Below are 12,910 nucleotides of genomic sequence, written 5' to 3'. Positions count from 1 at the left end.
ACTGCCGCTCTGCCTTTAACCGGCCCCTCTTTCAACGGGGGCTCTCGGCACAGTCTAGCAGCAGTTCGCCCCGGTGGGAAGCATTCTCGCCCCCACCGGGTTGCGTTTACCCGTTCAGACGGCCGTGAACCGGGCTGATCGCCTCCGGCGCCTCGCGGTTTGCCAGGAAATCCGGCCGCGACGAGGGGGCGGCATAGGGCTCCGTCAGCGCGTTGGACAGCGCGTTGTAGACGAAGAACGCGTTGGCGCGCGGATCGGGCGTGATGTTCCCGTTCGAGCCGTGCAGCGTGTTGCACTCGAAGAAGATCACCGTGCCGGTCGCCCCTTCCGCCGAGGTGATGCCCCCGGCCTGGCGGGCCAGCCGCTCGATCGTCGTCGGTTGCGGCACGCCGACCTTCTGCTCCTTGAGCGAGCTCTCGTAGTTGTCCTCCGGCGTCTCGCCGGCGCAACTGATGAACACGCCCTGCGAGCCGGGAACCAGCAGAAGCGGCCCGTTATGCGGCCCGTTCGGCGTCAGCAGAACCGAGGCCGACACCGCCCGCATCCGGGGCATCCCGTCCTCGGCGTGCCAGGTCTCGAAATCCGAGTGCCAGTAGAACTCCTTGCCGGCAAAGCCCGGCTTGTAGTTCAGGCGCGACTGGTGAAGGTAAACCTGATCGCCCAGAAGGAACTCGGCCACTCCAGCCAGCCGCGTGTCGCAGGCCAGTCGGCGGAATGCCTTGGAATGACGATCGAGACGGAAGACCGTGCGCACCGCGTCGCTGTCGGGCTCGCGGATCAGGTCGACATCGGGAATGCCCGCGCCCCCGTCCCGCAGCTCGTCCGCCGTGTCGGTCAGCATCTTCAGCTCGTCCTCGTCAAACATGTCGCGGCGCACCAGGAAGCCGTTTTCGGCATAGTGCTCCGCCTCGTCCTTCGCGATCGGGGCGTTCTCCGACCACTCGGACCATAGGACCGGGTCCTTGCGCGGCATCAGGGTTTCCTTGCCGGGCACCCGCGTCGGGTACTCGTCCTGAGCAGTCAGCGCGTCGGGTCGTGTCTGGATATTCATGCGACTCCTCCATTGTCTTGAGTTTGCCTCTAAGCAACGGAGCCCGGACGCTCAGTGTTCCAAGATCAGCCGACTGACGCGGCGGAAATCACTGTACGATATCCGACACAAATCAAATACTTGACGGCTTCGACCGGCTCAGGCAGGTGGCTGGAATGGACGTCGTAACCCTGATCCTCGGCGCCGGCGCGGCCGGCATGATGTGCGCGGCCCACGCGGGCCCCGGCACCCTGCTGATCGACCACGCGAAAAACCCCGGCGAGAAGATCCGCATCTCCGGCGGCGGCCGCTGCAATTTCACCAACCTCCACGCCGGCCCCGAGAATTTCCTCTCCGCCAACCCGCATTTCTGCAAGTCCGCCCTCACCCGCTACACCCAGTGGGATTTCCTCGATCTCGTCGCCCGCCACGGCATCACCTGGCATGAAAAGACCCTGGGCCAGCTCTTCTGCGACGGCAAATCCCCCCAGATCATCGCCATGCTGCGCGACGAGCTGACCGCCGCCGGCGCCGATCTCTGGCTGCAGACCTCCGTCGCCGGGGTCGAGCATGACGGCAACGGCTTCCGCATCGCCCTCGACCGCGAAGGCCAGCGCGTCTCCGTTCGCGCCCGCAACCTCGTGCTTGCCACCGGCGGCAAGTCGATCCCGGCCATGGGCGCCACCGGGCTGGCCTACGACATCGCCCGCAAGTTCGGCCACGACGTGACCGACACCCGCCCCGCCCTCGTGCCTCTCACCTTCTCCGACAAGCGCTTCGCGCCCCTCTCCGGCACCTCGGCGCCCGGCCGCGCCGCCTGCAACGGCACCGCATTCGACGAGGCCATCCTCTTCACTCATCGCGGCCTCTCCGGCCCCGCCATCCTGCAAATCTCATCCTACTGGCGCGAGGGCGACGAGATCGTCCTCGACCTCGACCCCGCGGGCACACTCTTCGACACCCTCCGCGACCAGCGCCAGCGCGAGGGCCGCCGCAACCTCACCACCGAGTTGGCCCGCCACCTCCCCGCCCGGCTGGTCGAGCACCTCGCCCCCGAACTGGGCCTCACCGGCAACCTCGCCGACCAGTCCGACGCCCGGCTGACCGAGATCACCGGCGCCCTGCGCAACTGGCACCTCAAACCCACCGGCTCCGAAGGCTATCGCACCGCCGAGGTCACCCTCGGCGGCATCGACACCGCCGGCCTTTCCTCGAAGACCATGATGTCCTCCCACGTCCCCGGTCTCTACATCATCGGAGAGGCGGTCGACGTCACCGGCTGGCTCGGCGGCTACAATTTCCAGTGGGCGTGGTCCTCCGGCTGGGCCGCCGGCCACGCCATCCGCACCGGCTGACGTCCGGCGAAATTCTGACCTCCGGACAAGGAACACAGCCTCCCGCACTTCGTTGAATCCACAGCGAAATCAAACGAAGGAGGCATCATGACCCGCCTGACCACATCCACCCTCGCCCTGATCATCGCAGGCTCGACCGCGCTCGCCGACAACCACGGCGACGAGGAGATGAGCCAATCCGGCATGAGCGAGAACGGCCAGGCCGAGCAGACCACCGGGATGGCCGGCGACGCCGACATGTCCGACGACATGGCCAACGACGACGCGGCCGACAATGCCCGCATGACCGAAGGCGAGAACACCGCCAGCGCCGACATGACAGGCATGCAGGGCGACCTGATCCGCACGCGCGACATCACCGGCGGCAATATCTATACGGTGAACGAAGCCTCGGACGAAGGCTGGAACGCCACCGACGTGCATGACGAGGTCGGCGCCGACTGGAACACCATCGGCGAGATCGAAGACGTGGTCCTCTCGCGGGATGGCCAGGTCACCGGCATCGTGGCCGAGGTCGGCGGCTTCCTCGACATCGCCGACAAGCACGTGCTGATTTCCGTCGACGATCTGAACCTCGTCGCGGTCGACGACGCCACCTACGGCTACGTCACCCGCCAGAACGAGGAAGACCTCGAGGCGATGGAAAGCGTCGACGAAGGCTTCTGGAACTGATCCCGCGCCCATGGCGCCCGATCATGCCGCCGTCCCCCACTGGGGCGGCGGTTTTCCTTTGCGTGCCGCTGCCAGCCCCGCGCCCCAACCGCTTCTTCTGGCCCCAAATATCCCCGCCGGAGGCATCCGGCAGGGCGGCCAGGTGCCTCCCGTAAAGAAAGCGCGCCGCCAACAGGCGTCCCGCAATCCCCTACAACCGCGCCTGCACCTCGGCGATGAAATCCTCGCCGCGCTTCTCGAAATTGTCGTACTGGTCGAAACTCGCCGCCGCCGGCGCCAGCAGCACCGTATCACCGGGCTGCGCCTCGTCCATCGCCTGCGCCACCGCGGCGGCCATCGTGGTGCAGACCTCCGCCCTCACGCCCTCGAGCTGCATCGCGAACTCCGCCGCCTCGCGTCCGATGACATAGGCCTTCACCACGTTCACGAGCCCCGGCTTCAAGCCGCCAACGCCGCCTTCCTTCTCCAGCCCGCCACAGATCCAGCGGATGCTCGAAAACGCCTCCAGCGCCTTCAGCGCCGAGTCCACGTTCGTCGCCTTGCTGTCATTGACGAAGGTCACCCCATCCTTCTCGGCAATCACCTGGCTGCGATGCGGCAGGCCCTCGAAACTGTGGAACCCCTGCTCGATCACCTTCGGCGACAACCCCAGCGCCCGGCACGCCGCGTAGGCGGCACAGGCGTTCTGATGATTGTGCCGCCCCGGCAGCCCCTTGACCGGGCGCAGGTCGATCGACCCGGTCTGCTTGCCCTTGCGGTACTCGCTCAGATACCCCTTCTTCGCGAAAACCGACCAGCCCGGCCCCGACAGCTTGCCCTCGACCGAGACGCGGATCACCCGCGCATCGTCCGGCCCTTCCGCCAATTGCCCGGCCAGGAACAGCCCCTCCGGCTCGTCCACGCCGATCACCGCCCGGTCCGGCCCGCCCTCTGCGAACAACCGGCGCTTGGCCGCGAAATACCCGCCCAGCCCCCCGTGCCGGTCAAGGTGATCCGGCGACAGGTTGGTAAACACCGCCACGTCCGGCGTCAGCGCGCGGGCCAGCTCCGTCTGGTACGAGCTCAGCTCCAGCACCACCACGCCGCCATCCCCCGGCGGGTCGATATCCAGCACCCCCCGCCCGATATTCCCGGCCAGCTGCGCGGGCTTGCCCGCATGCTCCAGCACGTGATGAATGAGCGCCGAGGTGGTGGATTTCCCGTTGCTCCCCGTCACCGCCACCACCTTCGGCGGGTCGTCGAACATCGCCCACTTCTCGGTGCCCAGCGACAGGAAGAACAACCCGATATCGTTGTCCACCGGCACCCCGGCGCGCAGCGCGTTGGCCACAACCTTGTTCGGGTTCGGATAGAGGTGCGGAATGCCCGGTGACACGATCAGCCTTGCCACCGCGTCGAACGCCCCCTCCCGCGACAGGTCGGCAAGGTCGAACCCTTCCGTCTCGGCCATCTCCCGTGCGCCCGGGTTGTCGTCCCAGCAGACCGGGTGCGCCCCGCCCGCCCGCAGCGCCCGCGCCGCCGACAGTCCCGACCGCCCCAGCCCGAGGATACCAACCCGCGCGTTCTCGAAACCCGTCACTGGGATCATGTCGCCTCACCCTTCCGGCAGGCCCTCGCCCGCCACGTTGCCGTAGGGTGGGTGCCAACCCACCATCCGCCGCCATCCACCCGGCTCATCCGTCCATCTCCCCACGCGCCAGCCGCCGGAGAACCTCCAGCGCCCGCTCCGCCTGCGCCACCGGCACGAAGACGTGGTCGTGGTGATAACCCGCCACCATGTTGCAGGGAATGCCCTCCCCCGCCAGGGCCGTGGCCACCGCCGCCGTCAGGCCCACCCCGTCCAGCGCCGACTGCACGGTCAGCGTGATCCGCGCCATCGGCAGGTCGGTGGCAAATCCAAGCGCGCTGGCCTCCTGCTCGGGCAGGACAAGCGACATCCCCTCCGCCTCGACAAAACTCGCCAGCGCCTTCGGGCGTGCCTGCGCCGCCAGTTCCGCATCCGCCGTCGTGCAGAAATGCCAGGTCGCGCCATCGGCCACGGGCGCCATCCCGGCGATCATCGCCGCGGTGTCGCGCACCGCCACGGCTCACCGGACCTTCAGCGTCGCCAGCCCGATCATCGCCAGGATCAGCGCGATGATCCAGAACCGGATCACGATGGTCGGCTCGGCCCAGCCCTTCTTCTCGTAATGGTGATGGATCGGCGCCATCAGGAACACCCGCTTGCCGGTGCGCTTGAAATAGATCACCTGGATGATGACGCTCAGCGCCTCGACCACGAACAGGCCGCCGACGATGCCCAGCACGATCTCGTGCTTGGTGACCACCGCGATGGCCCCCAGCGCCCCGCCCAGGGCCAGCGACCCGGTATCGCCCATGAACACCGCCGCAGGCGGCGCGTTGTACCACAAAAAGCCCAGCCCCCCGCCGACAAGCCCCGCCACGAAGATCAGGATCTCGCCCGACCCGGGCACGTAATGCACCTCGAGATAATCCGTGAAGTCGACCCGCCCCACCGCGTAGGCGATGATCCCCAGCGCGCCGGCGGCGATCATCACCGGCATGATCGCGAGGCCATCCAGACCGTCGGTCAGGTTCACGGCATTGGCCGCCCCCACCACCACGAACATCGCGAAGGGTATGAAGAAGACCCCGAGGTTCACCAGCAGGTCCTTGAAGAACGGCAGCGCCAGTTGATACTGCAACTCCGCCGGATGGTTCAGCGCCGCCCAGTAGGCCGCGATCCCGGCAATGGCGAACCCCAGCAACAGCCGCACCTTGCCCGGCACCCCCTTGGTGTTCTGCTTCGACACCTTGGAATAGTCGTCCCAGAACCCGATCAGCCCGAAGGCCAGCGTCACGAACAGCACCATCCACACGTAGGCATTGTCGAGCCTGGCCCACAGAAGCGAGGAGGTCATCAGCGCCCCCACGATCAGCAAGCCCCCCATCGTCGGCGTGCCCGACTTGGTGATATGTCCCTCCGGCCCGTCCGTCCGGATGGGCTGGCCCTTGCCCTGCCGCTTGCGCAGCACGTTGATCAGCGGCCGCCCGAAGATGAACCCGAAGACAAGCGCGGTCATGAACGCCCCGCCCGACCGGAAGGTGATATAGCGGAACAGGTTGAAGAAATCGCCGCCATCCGAAAACAGGGTCAGCCAGTACAGCATTCAGTCGTCCTCTTCTTCCCGCCGAAGCGCCCGGCCCGCCTTGCGCAGCGCGTCGACCACGAGGCTGACACGGCTGCCCTTCGAGCCCTTGACCAGCACCACGTCGCCCGCATCCACAAGCCGGTGCGCACGCCCCGCCAGCTTCTCGGCATCTTTCACGCAATGGCCGCGCTGGTCCTCCGGCAGGGCCTCCCACAGGGCCTTCATCCGTTCGCCCACGCAATGCACCTCGTCTATATCGCGCATCTGCGGCAGCTCCGCCAGCGCGGCGTGCAGCGCGATCTCGCCCTCGCCCAGCTCCAGCATGTCGCCCAGGATGGCGATCCGCCGGCCCTTGGCGATGCGCCCGATATCGTCGCGCGGCTTCGCCGCCGCCAGCATGTCGAGCGAGGCCGCCATCGACGCGGGATTGGCATTGAACGCATCGTCGATCAGGTCGAGCGTCCAGGTCTCGTCCCCGCTGTCGAGCTGCAGCACGTCCCGCGTGCCCCGCCCCGACGGCGGATGCCAACGCGCCAGGTCGGTGATCGCCATGCCCCGGTCCCCGCCCAGCTGCCAGACGGCGGCCAGCACGGCCAGCGCGTTCTCGGCAAAATGCCGCCCCGCCACGCCGACCTTGAAAACGACGGGCGTGCGCCAGATCCTGGCGTGGCCCACGGTCACCCGCTCGTGCAACTCCGTGCTCAGCAACCGGTGATGGTTGCCCGGTGCGGTGCCGAAGGTCACGATCTTGGCCGACCGGCGCCTGGCCTCCTCCAGAAGGATCGGCGTCGTCGCCAGGTCCCCTTTCAGCACGGCCACGCCGCCGGGCTCCAGCCCCTCGAAGATCGTGGCCTTCTCCCGCGCGATCCCGTCGATCGACTCGAACGCCTCCAAGTGCGCGGGTGCCACCGTCGTGATCACCGCCACATGCGGCCGCGCCATCCGCGCCAGCGGCGCGATCTCTCCGGGGTGGTTCATGCCGATCTCGATCACGGCGAACCTCGCATCCCGCGGCAGCCGCGCCAGCGTCAGCGGCACGCCCCAATGGTTGTTGTAGCTTGCCTCCGCCGCATGGGTCTTGCCCTGCCCGGCCAGAACATGCCGCAGCATCTCCTTGGTTGAGGTCTTGCCGACCGACCCGGTCACCGCCACGACCCGCGCCCTGGCCCTGGCCCGGCCTGCGCGCCCCAGCGCCTCCAGCGCCGCTTGAACGTCCTCGACGATCAAAAGCGGCGCATCCTCCGCAACGCCTTCAGGCACATGGGTCACCATCGCCGCCGCGGCCCCGGCCTCCAGCGCCGCCTGCACGAAATCATGCCCGTCCCGCGCCGCCTTCAGCGCCACGAACAAATCGCCCGGCATCAACGTCCGCGTGTCGATCGACACGCCCGTCACCTGCCAGTCCCCGATCGCCCGCCCGCCAGTGGCCTCAACCGCCTCTGCCGCCGTCCACAGGGTCATGCCAGCCCGCCGTCAAGCGCCGCCACCGCGACGCTTGCCTGCTCGCTGTCGTCGAAGGGAAAGATGTTGTCGCCCACGATCTGCCCGGTCTCGTGCCCCTTGCCGGTGATCAACAGCGCATCGCCCGGCCCCAGCGCATCGACCCCGCGCAGGATCGCCTCCGCCCGGTCGCCCACCTCCAGTGCCTCCGGACAACCCAGCATCACCGCCGCACGAATCGCCGCCGGGTCCTCGCTGCGCGGGTTGTCGTCGGTCACGATCACCAGGTCGGCATGCTCCGCCGCCGCCTGCCCCATCAGCGGGCGCTTGGTGCGGTCGCGGTCGCCGCCCGCCCCCACGATCACCAGCAGCCGGCCCATGACATGCGGCCTGAGTGCCATGATCGCCGTCTCCACAGCCCCCGGCGTATGGGCGTAATCCACGAAGACCGACGCGCCGTTCACCCGCCGCGCGGCAAGCTGCATCCGGCCCCGCACCGTCTCCATCCGCGGCAGCGTGTCGAACACCTGGTCCGGGTCGGCGCCCGCCCCGATCGCCAGCCCGGCGGCCAACAGCACGTTCTCCGACTGGAAACCCCCGATCAGGCCCAGCTCCGCCTGCCCCACGCGGCCATGCCACTGGAACCGCAGCACCTGCCCCGTCGGCGCGAAACTCCGCGCGATGATATGCAGGTCGGCCCCGTCGCGCCGCCCCACGCTCAGAACCTCCTGCCCTCGCGACCGCGCCACCGCGGCCATGTCCCGGCCCCTCGGATCGTCGACATTGATCACCGCCACGCCATCTTCCGACAGAACGCGTGTGAACAGCCCCGCCTTGGCGTTGAAATAGTCATCCAGATCAGTGTGATAGTCGAGGTGATCCTGCGTCAGGTTGGTAAACCCCGCCGCCGCGATCCTGACCCCGTCCAGCCGCCGCTGCGCCAGCCCGTGGCTCGACGCCTCCATTGCCGCATGGGTCACCCCGGCGGCCTCGCTCTCGGCCAGCACCCGGTGCAGGGTGATCGGCTCGGGCGTGGTGTGCTTCAGCGGCACCTCGTAGGCGCCCTCGACGCCCGTGGTACCGATGCTCACCGCCTCGAATCCCAGCGCCGCCCAAATCTGCCGCGTGAAGCTCGCAACCGAGGTCTTGCCGTTCGTGCCCGTGACGGCCACCACCGTCTCGGGCTGCGCCCCGAACCAGAGCGCGGCACAATAGGACAGCGCCTGCCGCGGGTCCTCGGTCACGATCAGCGCCGCCTCGCTCGCGCCCAGCTCCGCCTCGGCGATCCGCGCGCCCTCGGCATCGGTCAGCACCGCCGCCGCGCCCATCTCCAGCGCGTAGGAGATGAACTCGCCCCCGTGCACCTTCGTGCCGGGCAAGGCGGCGAACAGGAACCCGTCCTTCACCTCGCGGCTGTCCACCGCCAGACCGGTGATCTCGGCCTTCCTGCCGCCCTGCGCCGTCAGGCCCAGCTCGGCCAATGATTTCCTGTGCCCCACCGATATTCGCCTCGTCATGCCGTCCGTCCGGACTAGTTCGATGTCAGCGTTATACCAGCCAACTCTCCGGGTTCAATCTCGGGTCTGAGCCCCAGAAGCGGCGCGACGCGGCGTATGATCTCGGCAGCCACCGGCACGGCGGTCCAGCCCGCGGTGCGGCGCGGCACGTCGCCCGAGGTTTCCACCGGCTCGTCCAGCGACACCACCAGCACGTATTTCGGGTCATGGGCCGGAAACGCGCTGGCGAATGTGGCGATCACCCGGTCCTCGTAATAGCCCCGGCCGTTCTCCTTAGGCTTGTCGGCGGTGCCGGTCTTGCCGGCCACCGCGTAGCCTTTCACGTCGCCCAGCGACGCGGTCCCCTCGCTGACCACCTTGCGCAGCATCGCCATCGACTTGGCGGCCGTCTGCTCCGACATCACCTCGGCGCCAAGCTGCCCCCTCGGCTGCCGCAGCAGCGTCGGCGTCACCCGGTGCCCGCCATTGGCAATCGTCGCATAGGCCGACGCCAGGTGCAGCGGGCTGGCCGACAACCCGTGCCCGTAGGAAATCGTCATCGTCGACAGCTCCGACCATTTCGGCGGCAACAGCGGCTTTGCGCCCGCCGCCTCCACCAGCTCCACGCCGGTCGGTTCGAAGAAGCCCAGCGTCTTCAGGAACTCCTGCTGCCGCGCACCGCCGATCATCTGCGCGATCCGCGCCGTGCCGATGTTCGACGATTTCACGATCACCTTGGTCGCCGTCAGCTGCGCGCCATAATCGTGGAAATCCCGGATCCGGAACCGGCCCCATGTCAGCGGCCCGCGCGTGTCGACCATGGTCTCGGGGGTCACCAGCCCCAGCTCAAGCGCCTGCGCCATGGCGAAAATCTTGAAAGTCGAGCCCAGCTCGTACACCCCCTGCACCGCCCGGTTGAACAGCGGGCTGTCCGAGGCATTGCCCTTGGTCGGCGGGCGCGGCCGGTCGTTGGGGTCGAAATCCGGCAGCGAGGCCAGCGTGATCAGCTCGCCCGTCTGCACGTCCATCAGGATCGCCGCGGCGCCCTTGGCATTCATCAGCTTCATGCCGCCGAACAGCACCCGCTCCACCGCCGCCTGCACCGACAGGTCCAGCGACAGCGTCAGCGGCTCGTGCCCATTGGCCGGGTCGCGCAGGCGGGCGTCGTAGAACTTCTCGATCCCGGCCACGCCGATCACTTCCGCCGAATGGACCCCCTCGCGCCCGAAGCTTGCCCCGCCCAGCACATGCGCGGCCAGCTTGCCATTGGGGTAAAGCCGCATCTCCCGCGGCCCGAACTGCAAGCCCGGCTCGCCGATATCATGCACCGCCTGCTTCTGCTCGGGGCTCAACTTCTTCTTGATCCACAGGAACTTGCGCTTGCCGGTGAAATCCTTCACCAGCCGCTCCCGGTCCAGGTCGGGGAAGATCTTCACCAGCTCCTCGGCCGTGCGCACCGGCTCGATCATCTGCTGCGGCTGGGCATAGAGGCTATGCGTCTCGAAATTCGTGGCCAGGATCCGGCCCTTCCGGTCGACGATATCCGCCCGCTGCGCAAGGATGTCGGCGCCCGCCACGCTGGTACGTGGCTCGCTCGGCTCGGAATTGGCCAGCACGCCCATCCGCCCGCCGATCACGGTAAAGGCGCACAGGAAGAACAATCCCAATACCAGGAGCCGCCCCTCGGCCCGGGTCCGCGCCTTGTCGCGCATTTCCTCGTGCCGGGCACGGATGTTCTCACGCTCGATCGCATCGGGGTTCTCGCCCCGGTCGCGGGCCTGCAGGATACGCGCCAGCGGGCGCAGCGGCGTGCGGATCATGGGTGACCCTCCATGTTGATGACATCCACCGGGTCGGTGATCGGCAGCGGGTCGCGCTCGGGGTACGAAACCTGGTCGATCTTGCCGAACTGGTAGGGCTGCAGCGGCAACAGCCCCAGCCGGTCGAAATTGATCTCGGCCAGGTCGCGCAACCGCGCCGGCCGGTTGAGATAGGCCCACTCGGCCCGCAGCATCCGCAGGCGCTGGCGCTCGAGCCCGATCTGCCGCTGCAGATGCTCGGCCCGCGCCTGCGCCTCCTGCGTCTTGTAATTCTCGTGATAGGCCCAGAAGGCCAGCCCGATGACCGACAGCGCGGTGAGAACATAGAACAGGCTGCGCATCAAAATCCCCTCTTCAACTGCGGCATGCCAAGCGAATTGCGATCGGCCGGCGCGGGCGCCGCCCCGGTGCGCTCCGCGACCCGCAGCTTGGCACTGCGCGACCGCGGATTGACCGCCAGCTCGTCCTTGTCCGGCCCGATCGCCTTGCGGTGTTTCTGCGTGAACTGCGGCTCCCGCTCGGCCTCGGCCGGGGCATGGCGGCTGCCGCCCCCGCCGCTGTCCGATTTCAGTTGCAGGAAGCGCTTCACGATCCGGTCCTCGATCGAATGAAACGTCACCACCGCGAGCCGCCCGCCGGGGCGCAGCACGCGCTCGGCGGCCTCCAGCCCGTCGACCAGCTCGGCATATTCATCGTTCACGGCGATCCGCAAGGCCTGGAAGGTGCGCGTCGCCGGATGCGCCTGCCCCGGCTTGGGCCGCGGCAGGCTGCGCTCGCAGATCTCGGCCAGCGCGGCGGTCGTGGTGATCGGCTCCACCTCCCGCGCCTTCACGATCGACTTGGCGATCCGCCGGCTCGCCCGTTCCTCGCCGTACAGGTAAAGGATATCCGCCAGCGCCGCCTCTTCGGCGCCGTTCACCAGGTCCGCCGCACTCGGCCCCGCCTGGCTCATCCGCATGTCGAGCGGGCCATCCTTCATGAAGGAAAACCCACGTTCGGCCCGGTCAAGCTGCATCGAGGACACGCCAAGGTCCAGCACCACGCCGTCCACGGCGTCGCCTGCCTCGTCCATGTGCGAAAACGTCGTCTGCACCAGCTCGACCCGGTCGCCATACGCCCCGGCCCAGCCCTGCGCCATCTCCAGCGCCAGCGGATCGCGGTCGATGCCGATGACCTTCTCCGCCCCGGCCTCCAGCAAGCCCCGCGCATACCCGCCCGCGCCCAGCGTGCCATCGATCCAGACGCCCTCCACCGGCGCCACGGCGTCCAGGAGCGGACGCAGAAGAACAGGGATATGCGGATCGGGACTGGCGGCTCTGGCAGCAGCAGCCATGCCTCACCCCCCTCGCGGTCCGTCGAGATAGACCAGCGGGTCGAAATCGTCGGGCAGCTCGTCCAGCCACGCCTCCGTCTTCGACAGCTCCTCTTCCTCGTAGGTTTCCGGCTTCCAGATCTGGAAGGTATCGCCCGCCGCGATGAAGAACGCCTTGTCGTCCAGGTCGATCTTCTTGCGAAGCTTCGCCGGCAGCACCAGCCGCCCGGTCTCGTCCACGCTTGTCGGAAACGATTGGCCGTGAAACAGCCGTTGCAGCATCTTGCGCTCCATCGAGCCGCGCGGCAGGGCCTCGATCTGCTCGTCGACCTCGTTGATCGCCTCGATGGTATAGCATTCCAGGTATTTGCGGCGGTGGTCGCCGTACACGATGACCAGCTCGGGGTTCAGACCGTCGGTCCAGTTCGGGTCGGACGCTTCCAGCACACGCCGAAAAGAGGCCGGGATCGAAATCCGCCCCTTGGCGTCCACCTTGAAGGTGTCCTCACCTCTGAACCTGCGAACCACTGTCCCCTGGCCCTCTCGCACTCCCCCCGTTTTGAAAAACCGACCCCTGAGAAACGAAACGGCGGATTGAGCTGCTGCCAGTGCCCAATCCGCCGCCCTCGTCCC

General features: G+C 67.9%; 12 protein-coding genes. 2 read left to right on the top strand and 10 right to left on the bottom strand.

The annotated features are described in order from the left end of the window. Nucleotides 1–106: 106 nt before the first annotated feature. Nucleotides 107–1,051 (bottom strand): phytanoyl-CoA dioxygenase family protein, encoded by a 945-nt coding sequence (locus QUV18_RS11555; RefSeq protein WP_300894075.1) that lies wholly within the window; start codon nt 1,049–1,051, stop codon nt 107–109. A gap of 155 nt (nt 1,052–1,206) precedes the next feature. On the opposite strand from QUV18_RS11555, the gene QUV18_RS11550 reads away from it, so the two are divergent. Continuing rightward, nucleotides 1,207–2,385, top strand: coding sequence for an NAD(P)/FAD-dependent oxidoreductase (locus tag QUV18_RS11550; RefSeq protein ID WP_300894074.1), 1,179 nt, complete (start codon nt 1,207–1,209; stop codon nt 2,383–2,385). Nucleotides 2,386–2,472: 87 nt separating this feature from the next. Next, nucleotides 2,473–3,057: a PRC-barrel domain-containing protein gene (locus QUV18_RS11545; protein WP_366914642.1), complete on the top strand. Its 585-nt coding sequence runs from the start codon at nt 2,473–2,475 to the stop codon at nt 3,055–3,057. 190 nt (nt 3,058–3,247) lie between these two features. Here the strand turns inward: QUV18_RS11545 and murD are convergent, their stop codons facing one another. The 9 genes from murD to mraZ form a co-directional block, all read right to left on the bottom strand. Further along, nucleotides 3,248–4,645 (bottom strand): UDP-N-acetylmuramoyl-L-alanine--D-glutamate ligase, encoded by a 1,398-nt coding sequence (murD, locus tag QUV18_RS11540; RefSeq protein WP_300894073.1) that lies wholly within the window; start codon nt 4,643–4,645, stop codon nt 3,248–3,250. Nucleotides 4,646–4,730: 85 nt separating this feature from the next. Then, entirely contained in the window at nt 4,731–5,141 is a 411-nt protein-coding gene (locus QUV18_RS11535) for an ACT domain-containing protein (protein ID WP_300894072.1), read from the bottom strand. A gap of 3 nt (nt 5,142–5,144) precedes the next feature. Then, the gene (gene mraY / locus QUV18_RS11530; RefSeq protein WP_300894071.1) at nt 5,145–6,227 is read right to left on the bottom strand and encodes a phospho-N-acetylmuramoyl-pentapeptide-transferase; all 1,083 of its coding nucleotides are present in this window, start codon (nt 6,225–6,227) and stop codon (nt 5,145–5,147) included. Continuing rightward, nucleotides 6,228–7,670, bottom strand: a complete 1,443-nt coding sequence (murF, locus tag QUV18_RS11525) for a UDP-N-acetylmuramoyl-tripeptide--D-alanyl-D-alanine ligase (RefSeq protein ID WP_300894070.1) — start codon at nt 7,668–7,670, stop codon at nt 6,228–6,230. Further along, the gene (locus tag QUV18_RS11520; protein WP_300894069.1) at nt 7,667–9,166 is read right to left on the bottom strand and encodes a UDP-N-acetylmuramoyl-L-alanyl-D-glutamate--2,6-diaminopimelate ligase; all 1,500 of its coding nucleotides are present in this window, start codon (nt 9,164–9,166) and stop codon (nt 7,667–7,669) included. The genes murF and QUV18_RS11520 overlap by 4 nt, the downstream gene beginning before the upstream one ends. A 14-nt stretch (nt 9,167–9,180) precedes the next feature. Then, complete coding sequence (locus tag QUV18_RS11515; protein ID WP_300894068.1) at nt 9,181–10,965, bottom strand: penicillin-binding protein 2; 1,785 nt, start codon at nt 10,963–10,965, stop codon at nt 9,181–9,183. Beyond that, nucleotides 10,962–11,306, bottom strand: coding sequence for a cell division protein FtsL (locus QUV18_RS11510; protein WP_300894067.1), 345 nt, complete (start codon nt 11,304–11,306; stop codon nt 10,962–10,964). The genes QUV18_RS11515 and QUV18_RS11510 overlap by 4 nt, the downstream gene beginning before the upstream one ends. Then, a complete protein-coding gene (gene rsmH, locus QUV18_RS11505) occupies nt 11,306–12,298 on the bottom strand; it encodes a 16S rRNA (cytosine(1402)-N(4))-methyltransferase RsmH (protein ID WP_300894066.1) in 993 nt (330 codons plus the stop codon). Before rsmH ends, QUV18_RS11510 begins: the two co-directional genes overlap by 1 nt. Nucleotides 12,299–12,301: 3 nt before the next feature. Beyond that, nucleotides 12,302–12,805 (bottom strand): division/cell wall cluster transcriptional repressor MraZ, encoded by a 504-nt coding sequence (gene mraZ / locus QUV18_RS11500; protein WP_300894065.1) that lies wholly within the window; start codon nt 12,803–12,805, stop codon nt 12,302–12,304. Between the last annotated feature and the right edge of the window lie 105 nt (nt 12,806–12,910).

The sequence above is a fragment of the Roseovarius sp. genome (assembly GCF_030373445.1).
Taxonomy (GTDB): Bacteria; Pseudomonadota; Alphaproteobacteria; order Rhodobacterales; family Rhodobacteraceae; genus Roseovarius.
Note: the sequence above shows the minus strand (reverse complement) of the source record. Positions and strands in the feature narration are given on the sequence as shown.